Source organism: Streptomyces vulcanius, assembly GCF_042653945.1.
GTDB lineage: Bacteria > Actinomycetota > Actinomycetes > Streptomycetales > Streptomycetaceae > Streptomyces > Streptomyces mangrovi.
The window spans coordinates 40,480-53,947 of sequence record NZ_JBHSFK010000046.1; the positions used below are offsets into that span (position 1 = coordinate 40,480).

Below are 13,468 nucleotides of genomic sequence, written 5' to 3' on the forward strand. Positions count from 1 at the left end.
GCCGGCGTCGGGCTTATTTACACGACTCACACACCATTCAATACCCTTCCAGATCCCTTTCGATCATCATCTAACAACCCTTTCGAGTAGACTCGCACTCGTTTCTGAGTCAACGGCGAGAAGGAGTCGACATGGTCGCGATCGTGGTCGCAGAGAAGCCGAGCGCAGCGAGGAACATGGCCAGTGCCCTCGGCGGGACGAAGGGCAGCTACAAGGGCACGGCCTACGAGGTGGCGACCTTGAGGGGGCATCTCTACGAGTTCGCCCAGCCCCACGCGATGGTGAACTCCTCGCTCGCGGACGACTATCAGACGTGGGACCTGGGCAATCTGCCGTGGAACCCGCAGGATCTTTCGTGGAAGCGCGAGCCGCAGAAGAACGTCGCGGACGTCATCAAGACTCTGCGTGCGGCGCTCGGTCGCGGCGACGAGATCGTCATCGCCACCGACCTGGATCCGTCCGGCGAGGGCGATCTGCTCTTCTGGGAGGCGATCGACGAACTCGGCTTCCTTGGCAAGCGGTTCAGCCGCATGGAGTTCACCGACGAGTCGAAGGCCTCGATCCAGAAGGCCTTCGAGCAGCGCCGGCCCGTGAAGTCCATGCAGGACGAGGGCGATTACCGCAAGGCGATGTACCGCTCGCAGTGGGACTTCCTCTCGATGCAGTTCACCCGTATCGCTACGGCGATGGGCCGCCAGTCCGGTCAGGACCTCGTGCTGCGCCAGGGCCGGCTGAAGTCCGCGATGGTCTCTCTCGTCGGCGACCAGCAGAAGGCTTATGACGCGTACGTCAAGAAGCCGTTCTTCCAGAACCGCTTCCGCGACGAGAACGACGTCATGTACACGAACCCTGATGAGCCGCGGTTCGACCAGAAGGGCCAGGTGCCGCAGCAGTACGGCCCCTCCCCTGTCGTCCTGGACAGCAAGGCGGGCAAGAAGACCGCGCCACCGAAGCTGCTCGACCTGGCGTCCCTGTCCTCGATGCTCGTCGGCAAGGGTGTGAAGGCGAACCTGACGCTCTCGACCTACCAGAAGATGTACGAGAACCAGGTCGTCTCGTACCCGCGCACGGAGGACAAGACGATCACGCCCGAGCAGTTCAAGGACCTCGCCCCGCTGGTCGACAAGATCGCCGCCGTGGTCGGCGTCGACGCTGGGCTTCTGACGCACCGCCAGCCCCGGTCCACACACGTGAAGCCCCAGGGCGCGCACGGCGCGAATCGTCCGGGCCCGAAGGTGCCCTCCTCGCTGGACGAGGTCGAGCACAAGTACGGCAAGGCAGGACGGCTCATCTACGAGATGCTCGCGAAGAACTACCTGGCCATGCTCGCCGAGGACTACCTCTACGAGCAGCAGAAGGGCCACGTGGAGAAGTACCCGCACTTCGTCGGCATCGCCAATGTGCCCAAGAACCCCGGCTGGCGCGCCGTGTTCGACCCGGACGCCGGCGACGACACGGCCGAAGGCGACGAGAACGAGTCCGGCAAGGGCCTGGGCCAGATCGCGGAGCCGTTCATCTTCGAGGGCGCGAACAAGCGCCCCGAGCATCCGACGATGAAGTGGCTGATGAAGCAGCTGGAGAAGCGCGACGTGGGCACGGGCGCGACCCGCACCTCGACGTATGCCGAGGTCACCAATGGCAAGGCGAAGTACCCGCTGCTGACGGAGAAGGGCCGGAAACTCAGGCTGGCGCAGGCCGGCGAGATGAGCTGGCGGCTCCTGCCGGGCACGCGTATCGGCGACCTCGGGCTCACCGAGAAGGTCTACGCCGACATGCGCGACATCGCCGCCGGGACGGCGACGGCCGAGGAGCGCCTGGCCGTCGTCGCCGACTGGGTGCGCGAGGACATCACGACGATGACGAAGAACGCCGCGTCCATGCGCGCCGAGCTGGGCCTGAAGGAGCAGGTGGTCGCTGCGCGCGCCGAGGGTGTGTGGCTGGCCGCTCCGGGTGGGCCGAAGAAGGTCGCCTTAAAGAAGATCTGGTCGGGCCACGAGTTCAGTGACGACGAGGTGGCGAAGCTGCTGGCGGGCGAGACAATCTCGTTCGAGGCCACGAACAAGGCGGGCAAGCCCTACACGGCCACCGGAGCGCTCGGCGTCGGCGACTACAAGGGCCGCAAGTTCGTCGGGTTCCAGCTGGAGGTGCCGGACAAGCCGACGATGTGGTCCGGCCGGACGTTCACGCCGGCTGAGGTCACGGCGCTCTTGGCGGGCCAGTCGCTGGAGATCGACGACTTCGTCAGCGCGAGGACCGGTATGAACTTCGGCTGCAAGGTCAGCTGGGACGCGAAGGCCAAGAAGATCGTCCCCGACTTCGGCTCCGGCGACGAGCCGCCGCGATCCTGGTGCCAGCACGTGTTCACGGACGCGGAGCGCAAGGATCTGGCGGCTGGCAAGACCATCCAGGGCAAGGGTTTTGTTTCCGCCAAGGGCAAGACGTTTGATGCCGCCGTGTCCTGGAAGGAAGAAGGCGGCAAGAAGAAGATCGTGCCGTCGTTCGGCTGATGCCCAGGACAGACACTGACGAGCAGCAGCGGGTCCCGGACCTCGGGATTGCCTTCGCACGACAGCGACATTCCCTGTCAAGTCTGAGCGTGTTGCGACTTCTCTACGTCAGCCCTCCGGGCCCAGCCGCAGGACCTCGGTCCACTCACGAACCGTAACCGGAGATCGAACACTCTCCGGAGCCAGGGTGGGTTCCTGGGCAGGCATAGCAGAGCCCCGAGGACGCGACGATGAGGTCGGTCTCAGGGCTCTCGGGGTCGTACGAGGTGAAGCTCGTTCACCAGCCGATGGTCAACCGGGTGTCCGGGCGGGTGACCCTGGCGCCGACGGCGAGCGAGTCGTCTGCGGTGGCCGGGCAGGCGGTGATGACCGGGTGAGTGGGCCGCTGGACATCCCAGCGGTGCAGGAGGTCGATCACCACGGCCGGTGAGCTTGTCGGCATCCGGGCCGTGGGCGGCAGGGCCCAACTCGTCGGCGTCGTCGCTGACCGGGCGGGCGGTGAGATAGGCGACGGTGCCGCCGTCGTACAGGGCGGCACCGGACCAGCGGACGGCGGGGTTGGCCAGGCCGAGGTCGCGGGCGGCCGGTATCGATGATGGCCAGCCACAGGCCGAGGTGGGCGGCCATCTCGTCGTGACGGACGCGGATGCCGGTCCACTGCTGGTGGAGCTCGCTTACAGGTCGAGCAGGTGCTGGTAGATGCCCTGCTCGGTGAGTGTGGTGCGCAGGCTGTTCAGGGCGTGAGCGGCGGCGGCGGGGTCTCGGGCGAAGATCTTCTTCATCCACTCGGGGTTGTCGATGTACGCCTCGCTGGTGTTGTTCGTGTACCGGATGGCGTTGTTGAGGATCAGGTCCTTCAGGAAGTAGATGTCGGTGTCCCAGCTGTCCGGGTAGGTGGCCCCGGGCAGCAGGACCCCTTGGGCGGGGTGCCAGCCGCGTTCGGCGAAGCGCTGCTGGGTGGCCTGGCAGGCGATGAAGCCGATCGTGTGGATCTCGGCCGCCTGTCCGGTGGGCAGGGCCTTGATGAGGTGTTCGGTGACGGCCTGGGTGCCCTGTCCGGTCTGGATGCAGTCGTCGAAGACTGCGACCCGCAACGGTTCGGTGTTGCCCTGGTGTTTGCTGAGGGCTGGTCCGAGGGCGGTGCGGCACTGCTCGTCGAGGGGGGCGCCGCTGCTGGCTGCGATGCGGAAGTCGGAGTGGAAGGCGTCGGCGGGGTCGGTGAGCAGGTGGGTGGAGCGGACGTTCGCGGTCGCGGCGGCCAGCGGTCGGTCGTAGGCGGTGGTGAACTCGGCGAGCAGGGAGTCGCCGGCGTGCTGGCCGTTGCAGCCCTGGGAGACGAGGAGGTCGAAGGAGGCGCCGGAGCGGTGAAGGTCGAAGGCGAGCTGGGTACAGGCGTGCTCCCAGGTGACCTGGACGGCGCTCTGGTGTGCCGGGTCGAGTCCGGCCAGGGCCTGGTGTACGCGGTCGACAGCGGTGGTCAGCAGGCGGTTGGTGTCGGCGTCGGGCAGTTGCTGGGCGCGGCAGATGCGGCGCAGGTGGTAGGTGAGGTCGTCGAAGAAGTACAGGCGGGCGATCGGCGTTCCGGTGGTCATCGCGGGCTCCGTGAGGTTGGGGGTCATGCTGCGGAGGTGTGCTGCTGAAGCAGGGCCCAGCTGGTGTGTTCCAGGGCCTGGATGCGCTGGGCGACAGTGGCCGGCTGGGTGTGGGCCGCCTGGAAGAGGGTGGTCAGGTCGTCGAGGAGCTCGTCGACGGCGATGCGTTCTTCGAGACGCAGGCTGGTGGCGATGCCGCGCGGGGCCCCGGTGGGCCGGGGCGGGCTGATGATCTGCCAGAGGTAGGCGGCGCGGACGGCGGAGATGGGGTCGCCGGGCGGCAGGACGAGGGCGGAGGTGGCGTTGGCGAGGGCGTCACCGAGGACGAAGGTGATGTCGGCGGTGGAGGCGGTACCGGCCTGGAGGCGGGACCACGCTTTGAGCTGGTGCGGGGTGGGGAAGCCGTGCTGGAAGGCCTCGTCGGGGTCGTGGCCCGTTTTGGTGAGCAGGTCACGGAGGGGGGCGTGGCCGTCCATGCGGAGGGTGTGGCCGGCCTCGTGCGCGGTGAACATCTCGCTCAGCAGATCCTCGATCGGGCCCTGGTACCAGGCGTCGAGCGCTGTGAGCCGCCCGATGCCGATGCGCTGAGCGGCGGTGAGGCCGGACGGCAGGTCACCGGGGCTGGTACGGGCGAGATGGGCATAGACGCGGGCGACGACAGCGATGGCGGCAGGCTGCATGAGGAAGCCGTCGTTGCCGGGCACGGAGAAGGCGTAGTAGCCACGGCCGTAGCTGGAGGCGGCGATCTCGATGGTGGGGCGGAAGCGGTGTCCGTAGCGGGTGAAGGCCGCCGGTTCGTCGATGCGCAGAGCGGCGAAGCTGCGGCTGTTGGCCCACAGCGCGAGGTCGTCCTCCTGGCGGCCCTGTTCGGTGCCGGGGAGCAGGGCCTGGGCGGCCTGCAGCGCCTCGCGGGGGCTGGTGGTGACGGTGTCGGGCGTGATCCCGTGCTCGGCGAGGGCCTGGTAGTCGGTGCTCCTCAACCGCCGGATCGCTTCGGCGAGCAGAGCGGCCCGGGTGTCGGGGCCGGCGAGGAAGGCCTCGGTGGCGTCGGGGCCTTGGTGCCGGTGGATCTCGCGCAGGACCATGTGCGCGGGGTAGTCCAGCGGGTGACCGGCGGCGAGCACGTCGGGGTCGATGCCGGACAAGGTGGCCAGGTGGTGGGCGTCGGCCAGCAGCGCGAGCGTGGGGAGGGTGTCGTGGTCCATCACGGGACTCCTGGTCAGGTGCAGGGAGCTTGGGGCATGGGCTGCGGCGCGGCATCCGGCAGATGGACGGTGGCGTGGTGGTGGGCTCCGGCCGGGATGCGGGCGTCGGGAAGGGCGAGGCCGTCGATGAGGGAGCTGCCGGCGTCGAGCTGCGCTCCAGCCAGGACGGCGCTGTTCTTGACGACCGCCCCGGCGCCGACCCGGGCGCCGGGACCGAGGTAGGCCCAGCCGTCGACCCGGGCGGTGGGGGCGAGTTGGGCCGACGGGTGGATGTGCTGCTGGTCCGGTTCCGTCCGGGTCAGGTCGTGGTGGGCCAGCCACACGCGGAACCAGGTGCCGGTGTCCCGCCACGGGGTGGTTCGTACCGCGAGGCGGACGTCGTGGCCGGAGCCGATGAGCGCGGGGACGAATTCGTCCGCCCATGGGTCCTCCGCGCGGTGCGCCAGACCGTCGAGGTGCGGCCATGCTGCGGGCGAGACGACGCTGACGCCGATCTGGTGCGCGAGTGTCTCGCCCGGGTCGGACGCCTGACGGTCACGGGGGTGGGGGGTGCGGGTGGCGGTGGTCAGGCCGTCAACGGTGCGGGTGAGCAGGCGTGGCCGTCCGTACTGGCCCTCCTCCCGGCCGGGTCCGGGAGCTGCCGCGAGGGTGAGCGTGGCGCCGGTGCGGGTGTGTTCGGCCAGGACGGATCCCCAGCCGTCATCGAGGATCAGGTCGCAGTTGAGTGTCATCACCGGCGTGCGGGCCGCCGCGTACTCCTCGCGCAGCCACGCGTACACGCCGGGCCAGTGCGGTGGCGCCGTGGCGGTCCGCACGGCCGGCCGGTGGGCGCTGAGGGCCCGGGCGACACCGGCCGGGTCGTGGTCGTCGCGGTGCAGGAGGGTGACGCGGTCGATGCCCCACTGCCGTAGGACGTTCAGCTGCCGGGTGAGGACGGTCTGTTCGCCGAGGGGGATGAGTGCCTTGGGCCGGTCGCGGGTGAAGGGGTCCAGGCGGGAGCCGCGGCCGCAGGCGATGATGCACGCCTCCATCAGGATGTCCCCTCCGGCGCGGCGGGCGCCAACTGACCGAACGCCCGCTCCTGTTCGGGCCGGAAGGCGGGGCTGTTGGCGGCCAGCATCCGCACCGTCTGGCCGGAGCGGTTGGTGCTGCCGTGCGGGGTGCCGCGCGGTACGGCGACGGCCTGTCCGGCGCTGAGGGTGAAGGTGTCGGTGCCGAGGATGAACTCCAGCTCGCCGTTGAGGAGGTAGAGGATCTCCTCGCCGTCGTCGTGGACGACGGGTGTCCGCACCGAACCCGGGTGGATCTCCAGGTAGTCCATGGACAAGGTGCCCAGGTCGCCCAGCGTGCGCATGCTCATGGTGGGGGTGAGCCACACCATGTCGTCCGGGCCGCCCGTGCCGTCCGGCGAGGGCTGGGGAGTGCTGGCGGTCATCGCGGTTCCTCCGGGGTGTAAGGGGCGGGCGCGGGGGTGGGGTCGATGACCACGTCCAGCACGGTGGGCGCCGCACGCTTCAGCGCCCAGTCGAGTCCGTCTTCGAGCTGCTGGGGGGTGCGGACACGGCGTCCGTTGGCGCCCAGGGATTTCGCGAGGGCGACCAGGTCGGTGTCGGGGAGCTGGCAGGCGACGGGCCGGTGGCCCTCGCGGTCGAACCAGGCCTGCTGGGTGCCGAGCGTGCCGTTGTTGAAGACGACCCAGGTGATCGCCGCCTGCTCGGCTACGGCGGTGGAGATTTCCAGGGCACCCATGAGGAACCCGCCGTCGCCGGTGGTGACGACCACGCGCTCCCCGGGGCCGCCCGTGGCTGTGCGGGCCTGCCAGGCCCCGACGGCTCCGGCGACCGCGTGGCCCATGGAGCCGAGCCCTGCGTTGATCAGGAATCGGTTGTCGCCCCGGGTGCGCAGGTAGCGCTCCACCCAGTAGGCGTTCTGTCCCACGTCCGCGAGCACCGTTGTACGGTCGTCCAGGTGCCGGTTGACCGCCTCGCACACGGTGACCGGGTGCAGTCGGCCGTCCGCCGCATCGAGGGGCACCGACGGGTCGGGGTGGCGTCGGCGCAGGGCGTCGGCGCGGCGGGCGCCGTGGCCGGCGACCCGCTCGGCGTGCGGGCGCAGGGCGGTCAGGAAGGCGCGGGTGGTGGCCTTCACGGCGATGCCGCCCTGGTAGGTGTTGGCGAGTTCGCGCGGGTCGATGTCGACGCGGATCAGACGGTCGGCGGGCAGACGGGCGGTCCATCCGGCGGTGGTCAGGTAGGAGAAGGCCACGCCGAGCGCGAGCACCAGGTCGGCCTCGTGGTGCAGGGCGTGGTTGGCCGCGGCACGTCCGTAGGTGCCGACCGGCCCCAGGGCGAGCTGGTGGTGCTCGTCCAGGAAGCGTTTGGCGGCGAACGAGGTGGCCACCGGCAGGTCGGCGGCCTCCGCGACGTCCAGGAGCAGGCGGGCGGTGGCCGGGTCGGCCAGGCCGCCGCCGGCCAGCACCAGCGGCCTCTTGGCTCCCCGCAGGGCATCGGCCGCGGCCTCGACCAGCGCGGCGTCGACTGCGTCGGCTCCGCTCCCCGCACCGGTGTGCGGCGACGCCCCGTCGGCGTCCAGGACGGGAGCGGTGAACAGGTCGGAGGGGATGTCGAGGTGGACCGGGCCGGGACGTCCGGAGCGGGCGACGGCGAGCGCCTGCGCCAGCAGGGGGCCGAGTTCGGCGGCGCGTGTGGCCTGCCACGACTCCTTCACGGTGGAGCGGCACATGGCCGGGATGTCGGGGGTGCGGCCGAGGCCGGTGCCTTCCTGGATGCCGTAGTGGCCGAACTCGCCGGTGGCTGCCTGGGCGGTGATGGCCAGCAGGGGCACGCTGTCCATGTAGGCGGCGGCAAGCCCGCCGAGCATGTTGATGGCCCCGGGGCCGGACGTCGACAGGCAGACGCCGAGCCCGGCGATACGGGCGTGGTTGTCGGCCATGAACGCGGCGCCCTGTTCGTGCCGGGTGAGCACGATGGGGACGCCCGCCTGGTCGAGGGCGTGGAAGAAGGGAAGGATGCGCTGGCCGGGAATGCCGTAGGCGCAGCCGATGCCGGCATCGGCCAGTGCGCAGGCGAGGACGTCGGCGCCGGTCGCCGTCGTCGTGCTGGCGGTGGTGGGGGTCATGTGCGGGCCTCCTGGGAACGGTGAGCGGGCAGGACGGAACGCAGGACGGCGGCCAGGTGCGGCACGTCGCGGGCGGCGGGGACGCTGATGCGCGCCCAGTTGGGGAAGCCGAGGCCGGCCGTGTGCCGGATGTGCACCCGGTGTTCGGCGGCCAACTGGTCCACCACCGTGCCGGCGCACGGTCCGAGGTGAGCGAGGAGAAAGTTGGTCTGGGAGGGCAGGACCCGTACCGCCATCGCGTCGAGTTCGGCGGCCAGGGCCCGGCGGGCGGCGGCGCAGTCGTCGACGACCGACTTCAGGTGCCTGCTGTCGCTGAGGGCGGCGGCAGCGGCGGCGAGCGCGACCCGGTTGGTGTTGTACGGCAGTGCGGTGCGGATCGTGGCCATGGCCTGGATCACGTCGCGGTCGCCGACCGCGTATCCGGCCCGCAGCCCGGCCAGCCCGTACGCCTTGGAGAAGGTCCGCAGCACCACCACGCGGCCGCCGTCCAGGTGATCCAGGCCGCTGCCGAACGTGACCGGGTCGGCGAACTCCGCGTACGCCTCGTCCAGGACGAGTACCGCACCCGCCTTCCTCGCGGCATCCACCAGGGCGCTGACGTCGGCTGGATTCAGGGCGGTGCCGGTGGGGTTGTGCGGGTTGCACACCATCACGCACCCAGCGCCGGCGAGCGCCCGGCGTACGGCGGCCGCGTCGGTGCCGCCGTCGGAGAGCAGGGGGACCTGGCGGACCGTGTGTCCGGCGGTCTCCAGGGAGGCGGTATATCCGGCGAAGGTGCGCTCGGTAGTCACGGCGGGCCGCCCGGTGCCGGCGGTGGCGAGCGCGGCGAGCAGGATCATCTCGTCCGCTCCGTTGCCGACGATGACCTGCTCGGCGGCGGTGCGGAAGCGGGCGGCGAGCAGGCTGCGCAGCGGCTCGCCGTCGGAGTGGGGGTACCAGTGCGCAAAGTCCACCTCGGCCCGTGCCGCCGCGAGCGCGAGCGGGGAGGCGCCGTGCGGGTTCTCGGACAGCGCCAGGCGGGCCACGCCGCGCGGATCGTGGGCGTGCGGCCCGGCAGCGAAGGGGGTGAGGGTGGGGAAGGCCCGTACGACGGGCGGCACAGTGCGCGGTGGCGGGGCGGGGGTGCGAGCGGGCATCAGGCGGCTCCAGAGTCGGTCGGGAGGGATGACAGGACGATCAGGTCGCCGTGGAGCGGGTGGCGGGACACCGTCCGGCAGCGGATGCGGTGACGGGCGCAGGCGGCGGGCAGCGCGGCGGGGTCCGCGGTGCGGTGGAGGTTGCCCACCAGGACGCCGCCGGGGCGCAGCAGACGCACGGCGTGGGCCGCGGTGTCGGCCGCCCCGGGCAGGTGCAGGACGTAGCAGGCCAGGGCGGCGTCCCAGGCTTCTCCCGGCGGGGAGGTGAGCGCGGGGATGACGTGCATGCCCGCAGCGGCAGCCAGTCGACGCATCGCCGGGCTGGGGTCCCAGCCGGTCAGCGAGGGCGGGCGGTTGCTCGCCCGCAACGACAGACCGCTGCCGCAGCCGACGTCGAGCACCGCCTGCGGCGGGCGGCCGGCGACCTCGGCCACCGTGTGAAGGGCCCATTCGGCGGCGGCGATGTTCCGTTCCGCGTCGACGAGCAGGTCGTAGGCCTCGCCGAGTACGTCGTACAGGGCCGGAACCAGCGCGCTGCACCCGGCGCCGTTGGGGGCTGTCAGCACGATGCGGTCCAGGTAGCAGCGCGCCGTGCGGCCGCCGCGGCCCAGTTCGGCGGACAGAGCCTGCGGGTCCCGTCCGGGAGCGGCGCGCAGCACCACGGCTTCGGTGGCGGCGACGACCGGCCACCCGGCCGGTACCGGGAGCCGGTCACCGGGAGCGGCGGCCACCAGGGTCTGCCGGGCGCGCACCGCCGCGGTGACGGCAGCGTCGACGGGCGGGACGAGCGCGGTGAGCGGAGTGGGCGAGGCAGGCATGCCCGACAGCGTCCGCGTTGTCACGGCGCGGATGAAGTGGATGACTGTGTGCCCGCTCCGCTCCCGCTGTGTGCCTGGTGTGTGCCCGGCCGATAACTCCCTGGAATCAGATCAATACGGCCATAACACTGGGCGTCGCGCCGACACCCGAGCCGCTCTACGAGAGGAGTCCGGGCAATGTGGTCGGACTTATGCCACCACCCCCTGGCATACGTGCGGATGACGCACAACTGGTCCCAAGAGGACCTCGCCCGGCTGATCCGTCAGGCCGCCGGCCGGCGCGGCCTGCGCAACAGCACGGACCGCAACCGGGTGTCGAAGTGGGAGACCGGCCGCGTCGGCGCGCCGGACGCCTTCTCCCAGGAACTGATCGCCGAGGTGCTGGACGTCCCGCACCACCTCGTGACTGAACTGGGCTGGCCCTGGTGGCTGCCCGCCTACACCGCGGACCAGCCTCTTTGGGGCGCCGACGACGTCCGCTCTGTCGCCGCGTGGTCACCTGCGGCTACGGTGGAGTCCCTGGAGAGCGTCACCGGAGGACCCATGGACCGCCGCAGCTTCCTGATCGCCTCATCCGGCGCCGCCACGGCGGCCGCCGTCACGTGGGCGGGCAACATTCCTTCTGCGGCAGCGTCCCCGACAGCGGGGCGGCATATCGGTTCCTCCACCGCTGACCTGTTCGACGCCAGACTGGCGGGCTTACGGCGTCTGGACGACCGGCTCGGCTCGGACGACGTCCACGAGGCGGCCCGCTCGGAGCTCCGGCTGATCACCTCCACCCTCCGCGACTCCGCCTACACCGAGGCCACCGGACGGCGGCTGTACGCGGCGGCGGCGGAGGCCGGACGGATCTGCGGGTGGACCGCGTACGACTCCTCCCGCGACGCCGCTGCCGAGAAGTACTACCTGGCCTCGCTGCGGGCGGCCGGGCACACCGACGACCGGGCGGTCGGCGCCACTGTCCTCGCCTTCTGGGCGACGCTGCGCTACAACCGCGGCGACCCGAACGGGGCCCTGGGCATCCTGGACGCTGTCACCGCGACCGCGAGCCGGCGCACTGGCTCGCCCCGAGTGACCGCCCTGCTGCATGCCCGCACCGCGCGCGCACACGCGAAGGCGGGCAACCGCTACGGCGCCCACCAGGCGGTCGACGCCGCGTTCAACGCGTACCAGCAGGCCGCGCCGACGGCGGAGGACGTGCCGTCCCTGTACTGGGTCAACATCGGTGAGCTGCACCAGGTCGCGGCGAGCACGGCGCTCGAACTGGGCGAGCACCGCCGGGCCCTGGAGCACTTCCAGGCTGCCGAAGAAGCGGACGACCCCTACGACACGGACCTCGACCGCCGCGGCACCGCCATCTATCTCACTCGTCGTGCCGAGACCCATCTCGCGCTCGGCGAGATCGATGCTGCGGTAGACCTGGGCCGCCAGGCCGTGGACCACATGGGCGGCACTGCCTCCGCCCGCGGCAGCGACAGCATCAGCGACCTGCGCGACAAGCTCACCGCGCACCGTGGCGTCGGTGACGTGGAGGAGTTCCTCTCCGCCACCGCGTGAACGCCGAGGTCCCGCCCCGCGGCATCGCGGAGCGGGACCTCGTGCGACAGGGTCAGTCGCCGGCCGGCTGGCGGACGGTGACGGTCGCGGCGTGCGCGGGGAATCCTTCGTGCCCGGCCAGTTCGGTCACCACCGGGGCCAGCCTGCGGAACTCGGGCTCGTCTAGCTGCGCGATCGCTGCTCGCACCAGGTACGTCGAGGCGGTCACGCCGCTGGAGACCTGCGCGAACCCGGTGGTCGGCAGCGTCGCCGGGGTGCCGATGGCGAAGTTGGAGGCCGCGAACGTCGTCCACTGCCCCAGCAGCACCGTGCCCGAGTACTTCGCCAGCGGCAGCAATGCCTTCGGCTCCTCGACGGCCAGCTGCAGGTGCTCCGGCGCGTAGGCGTTGGCCACCTCCATCGCCTCCTCACGGCTTGCGGCGAGCACCAGGCCGCCGTTGGCCGCGATCGACGTCGTTGCATAGGTGCGGCGCGGCTCGGGCAGCTCGGCCAGCTGCTCGGCAACGTGCGGGCGGACGCCTTCCAGCAGCGTGCGGGAAGTGGAGACCAGCACGGCGGAGGAGTCCGGGCCGTGCTCGGCCTCGTTGATCAGGTCGGCGGCCAGCAGCCGCAGGTCGGCGCTGTCATCGGCGACGATCGCCGCGTCGGTGGGGCCGAAACCGACCTCCACCACGCAGCCCAGCCGCTGCACCTCCAGCTGCGCGCACGCCACCGCGGGCGAGCCCGGGCCGACGATCTTCCGCACCTTGGGGACCGTCTCGGTGCCGCAGGCCAGCGCGGCGATCCCGGCCGGGCCGTTGCTGCGGTACACCTCGCTCAGTCCGAGCTCCTGCGCGGCGACCAGGGTCGCCGGATCCACCTGCCCGGTGCTGCCGGGCACCGGCGGCACCATGACCACGATCCGCTCCACCCCGGCGACCACGGCCGGCGTGGCGATCTGGATAAGCACCGACGGGAAGGAGCCCTTGCCGGAGGGGACGAACAGCCCGACCGAGGGGATCGCCGTGGCCTGCTCGCCGACCAGCAGCCCGGGCCTCGTTTCCACCGTCCACGACGCACGCTCGACGATCAGCTCGTTGAATGCCCGCACCTGCGCGATCGAGGTACGGATCGCCTCGACCAGCGGCTCGCTCACCGCCGCGCGCGCTTGCGCGAACTCCTCCTCGCTCACTCGCAGGCGCTCGGCGGGCAGGTCCATCTTGTCGAACCGGCCGAGCGCGTCGACCAGCGCGGCGTCTCCGCGCTTGCGGACGTCCTCCACGATGGTCGCGATTGAGGCCCGCAGACCCTCGTCGATCCCGTCGTGGCCGCTTCCCCGGGACAGGATCCGATGGCGCTCCTCTGCCGTCGCCGTGCTCCACTCGACCAGCCGCAGATCCGCCATGTTCACAGTCCCTGTCATCCGTCCGCTTCTCATCAGTTGTCTGTCCGAGGGTCAGGCCCAACCGCGAGCGCCCTCACCGGAAGGTGTGGTCGCGGCCGACTGCCGTTGTCACTAGGGTAGCGACCCGGTCG

The 13,468-nt window shown here is 71.2% G+C and carries 11 protein-coding genes; 2 read left to right on the forward strand and 9 right to left on the reverse strand.

What is annotated here, in order from left to right:
- The first annotated feature begins 131 nt into the window (after positions 1 to 131).
- Positions 132 to 2,507 carry a DNA topoisomerase gene (locus ACFPIH_RS45890; protein WP_381184966.1) on the forward strand — a complete coding sequence of 792 codons (2,376 nt, stop codon included), beginning with the start codon at positions 132 to 134 and terminating at the stop codon, positions 2,505 to 2,507.
- Positions 2,508 to 2,784: 277 nt separating this feature from the next.
- On the opposite strand, the gene ACFPIH_RS45895 is transcribed toward ACFPIH_RS45890, so the two are convergent.
- The 8 genes from ACFPIH_RS45895 to ACFPIH_RS45930 form a co-directional block, all read right to left on the reverse strand.
- Positions 2,785 to 2,928 carry a hypothetical protein gene (locus ACFPIH_RS45895; protein WP_381184969.1) on the reverse strand — a complete coding sequence of 48 codons (144 nt, stop codon included), beginning with the start codon at positions 2,926 to 2,928 and terminating at the stop codon, positions 2,785 to 2,787.
- A 253-nt stretch (positions 2,929 to 3,181) separates the two neighbouring features.
- A complete protein-coding gene (locus tag ACFPIH_RS45900; protein ID WP_381184972.1) occupies positions 3,182 to 4,099 on the reverse strand; it encodes a hypothetical protein in 918 nt (305 codons plus the stop codon).
- A 23-nt stretch (positions 4,100 to 4,122) separates the two neighbouring features.
- Entirely contained in the window at positions 4,123 to 5,304 is a 1,182-nt protein-coding gene (locus ACFPIH_RS45905) for a hypothetical protein (RefSeq protein ID WP_381184975.1), read from the reverse strand.
- Positions 5,305 to 5,318: 14 nt separating this feature from the next.
- A complete protein-coding gene (locus ACFPIH_RS45910) occupies positions 5,319 to 6,335 on the reverse strand; it encodes a sugar phosphate nucleotidyltransferase (RefSeq protein WP_381184978.1) in 1,017 nt (338 codons plus the stop codon).
- Positions 6,335 to 6,739: a cupin domain-containing protein gene (locus ACFPIH_RS45915; RefSeq protein ID WP_381184981.1), complete on the reverse strand. Its 405-nt coding sequence runs from the start codon at positions 6,737 to 6,739 to the stop codon at positions 6,335 to 6,337. Before ACFPIH_RS45915 ends, ACFPIH_RS45910 begins: the two co-directional genes overlap by 1 nt.
- On the reverse strand, positions 6,736 to 8,442 hold the full coding sequence (locus ACFPIH_RS45920; RefSeq protein ID WP_381184984.1) for a thiamine pyrophosphate-binding protein: 1,707 nt from the start codon (positions 8,440 to 8,442) through the stop codon (positions 6,736 to 6,738). The genes ACFPIH_RS45915 and ACFPIH_RS45920 overlap by 4 nt, the downstream gene beginning before the upstream one ends.
- Positions 8,439 to 9,578 (reverse strand): pyridoxal phosphate-dependent aminotransferase, encoded by a 1,140-nt coding sequence (locus ACFPIH_RS45925; protein WP_381184987.1) that lies wholly within the window; start codon positions 9,576 to 9,578, stop codon positions 8,439 to 8,441. Before ACFPIH_RS45925 ends, ACFPIH_RS45920 begins: the two co-directional genes overlap by 4 nt.
- The gene (locus tag ACFPIH_RS45930; RefSeq protein WP_381184990.1) at positions 9,578 to 10,396 is read right to left on the reverse strand and encodes a class I SAM-dependent DNA methyltransferase; all 819 of its coding nucleotides are present in this window, start codon (positions 10,394 to 10,396) and stop codon (positions 9,578 to 9,580) included. The genes ACFPIH_RS45925 and ACFPIH_RS45930 overlap by 1 nt, the downstream gene beginning before the upstream one ends.
- Positions 10,397 to 10,615: 219 nt before the next feature.
- Here ACFPIH_RS45930 and ACFPIH_RS45935 point away from each other — a divergent pair, with 219 nt between their 5' ends.
- Positions 10,616 to 11,953: a transcriptional regulator gene (locus ACFPIH_RS45935; RefSeq protein WP_381184993.1), complete on the forward strand. Its 1,338-nt coding sequence runs from the start codon at positions 10,616 to 10,618 to the stop codon at positions 11,951 to 11,953.
- A 52-nt stretch (positions 11,954 to 12,005) separates the two neighbouring features.
- Here the strand turns inward: ACFPIH_RS45935 and hisD are convergent, their stop codons facing one another.
- Entirely contained in the window at positions 12,006 to 13,355 is a 1,350-nt protein-coding gene (gene hisD, locus ACFPIH_RS45940) for a histidinol dehydrogenase (RefSeq protein ID WP_381184996.1), read from the reverse strand.
- Between the last annotated feature and the right edge of the window lie 113 nt (positions 13,356 to 13,468).

Coding starts and splice junctions, on each gene's coding strand:
- ACFPIH_RS45905 (WP_381184975.1), bottom strand. CDS start 5,304: ATGGACCACGACACCCTCCCCACGCTCGCGCTGCTGGCCGACGCCCAC.
- ACFPIH_RS45925 (WP_381184987.1), bottom strand. CDS start 9,578: ATGCCCGCTCGCACCCCCGCCCCGCCACCGCGCACTGTGCCGCCCGTC.
- ACFPIH_RS45890 (WP_381184966.1), top strand. CDS start 132: ATGGTCGCGATCGTGGTCGCAGAGAAGCCGAGCGCAGCGAGGAACATG.
- ACFPIH_RS45910 (WP_381184978.1), bottom strand. CDS start 6,335: ATGGAGGCGTGCATCATCGCCTGCGGCCGCGGCTCCCGCCTGGACCCC.
- ACFPIH_RS45915 (WP_381184981.1), bottom strand. CDS start 6,739: ATGACCGCCAGCACTCCCCAGCCCTCGCCGGACGGCACGGGCGGCCCG.
- ACFPIH_RS45920 (WP_381184984.1), bottom strand. CDS start 8,442: ATGACCCCCACCACCGCCAGCACGACGACGGCGACCGGCGCCGACGTC.
- ACFPIH_RS45900 (WP_381184972.1), bottom strand. CDS start 4,099: ATGACCACCGGAACGCCGATCGCCCGCCTGTACTTCTTCGACGACCTC.
- ACFPIH_RS45935 (WP_381184993.1), top strand. CDS start 10,616: ATGACGCACAACTGGTCCCAAGAGGACCTCGCCCGGCTGATCCGTCAG.
- ACFPIH_RS45930 (WP_381184990.1), bottom strand. CDS start 10,396: ATGCCTGCCTCGCCCACTCCGCTCACCGCGCTCGTCCCGCCCGTCGAC.
- hisD (WP_381184996.1), bottom strand. CDS start 13,355: ATGACAGGGACTGTGAACATGGCGGATCTGCGGCTGGTCGAGTGGAGC.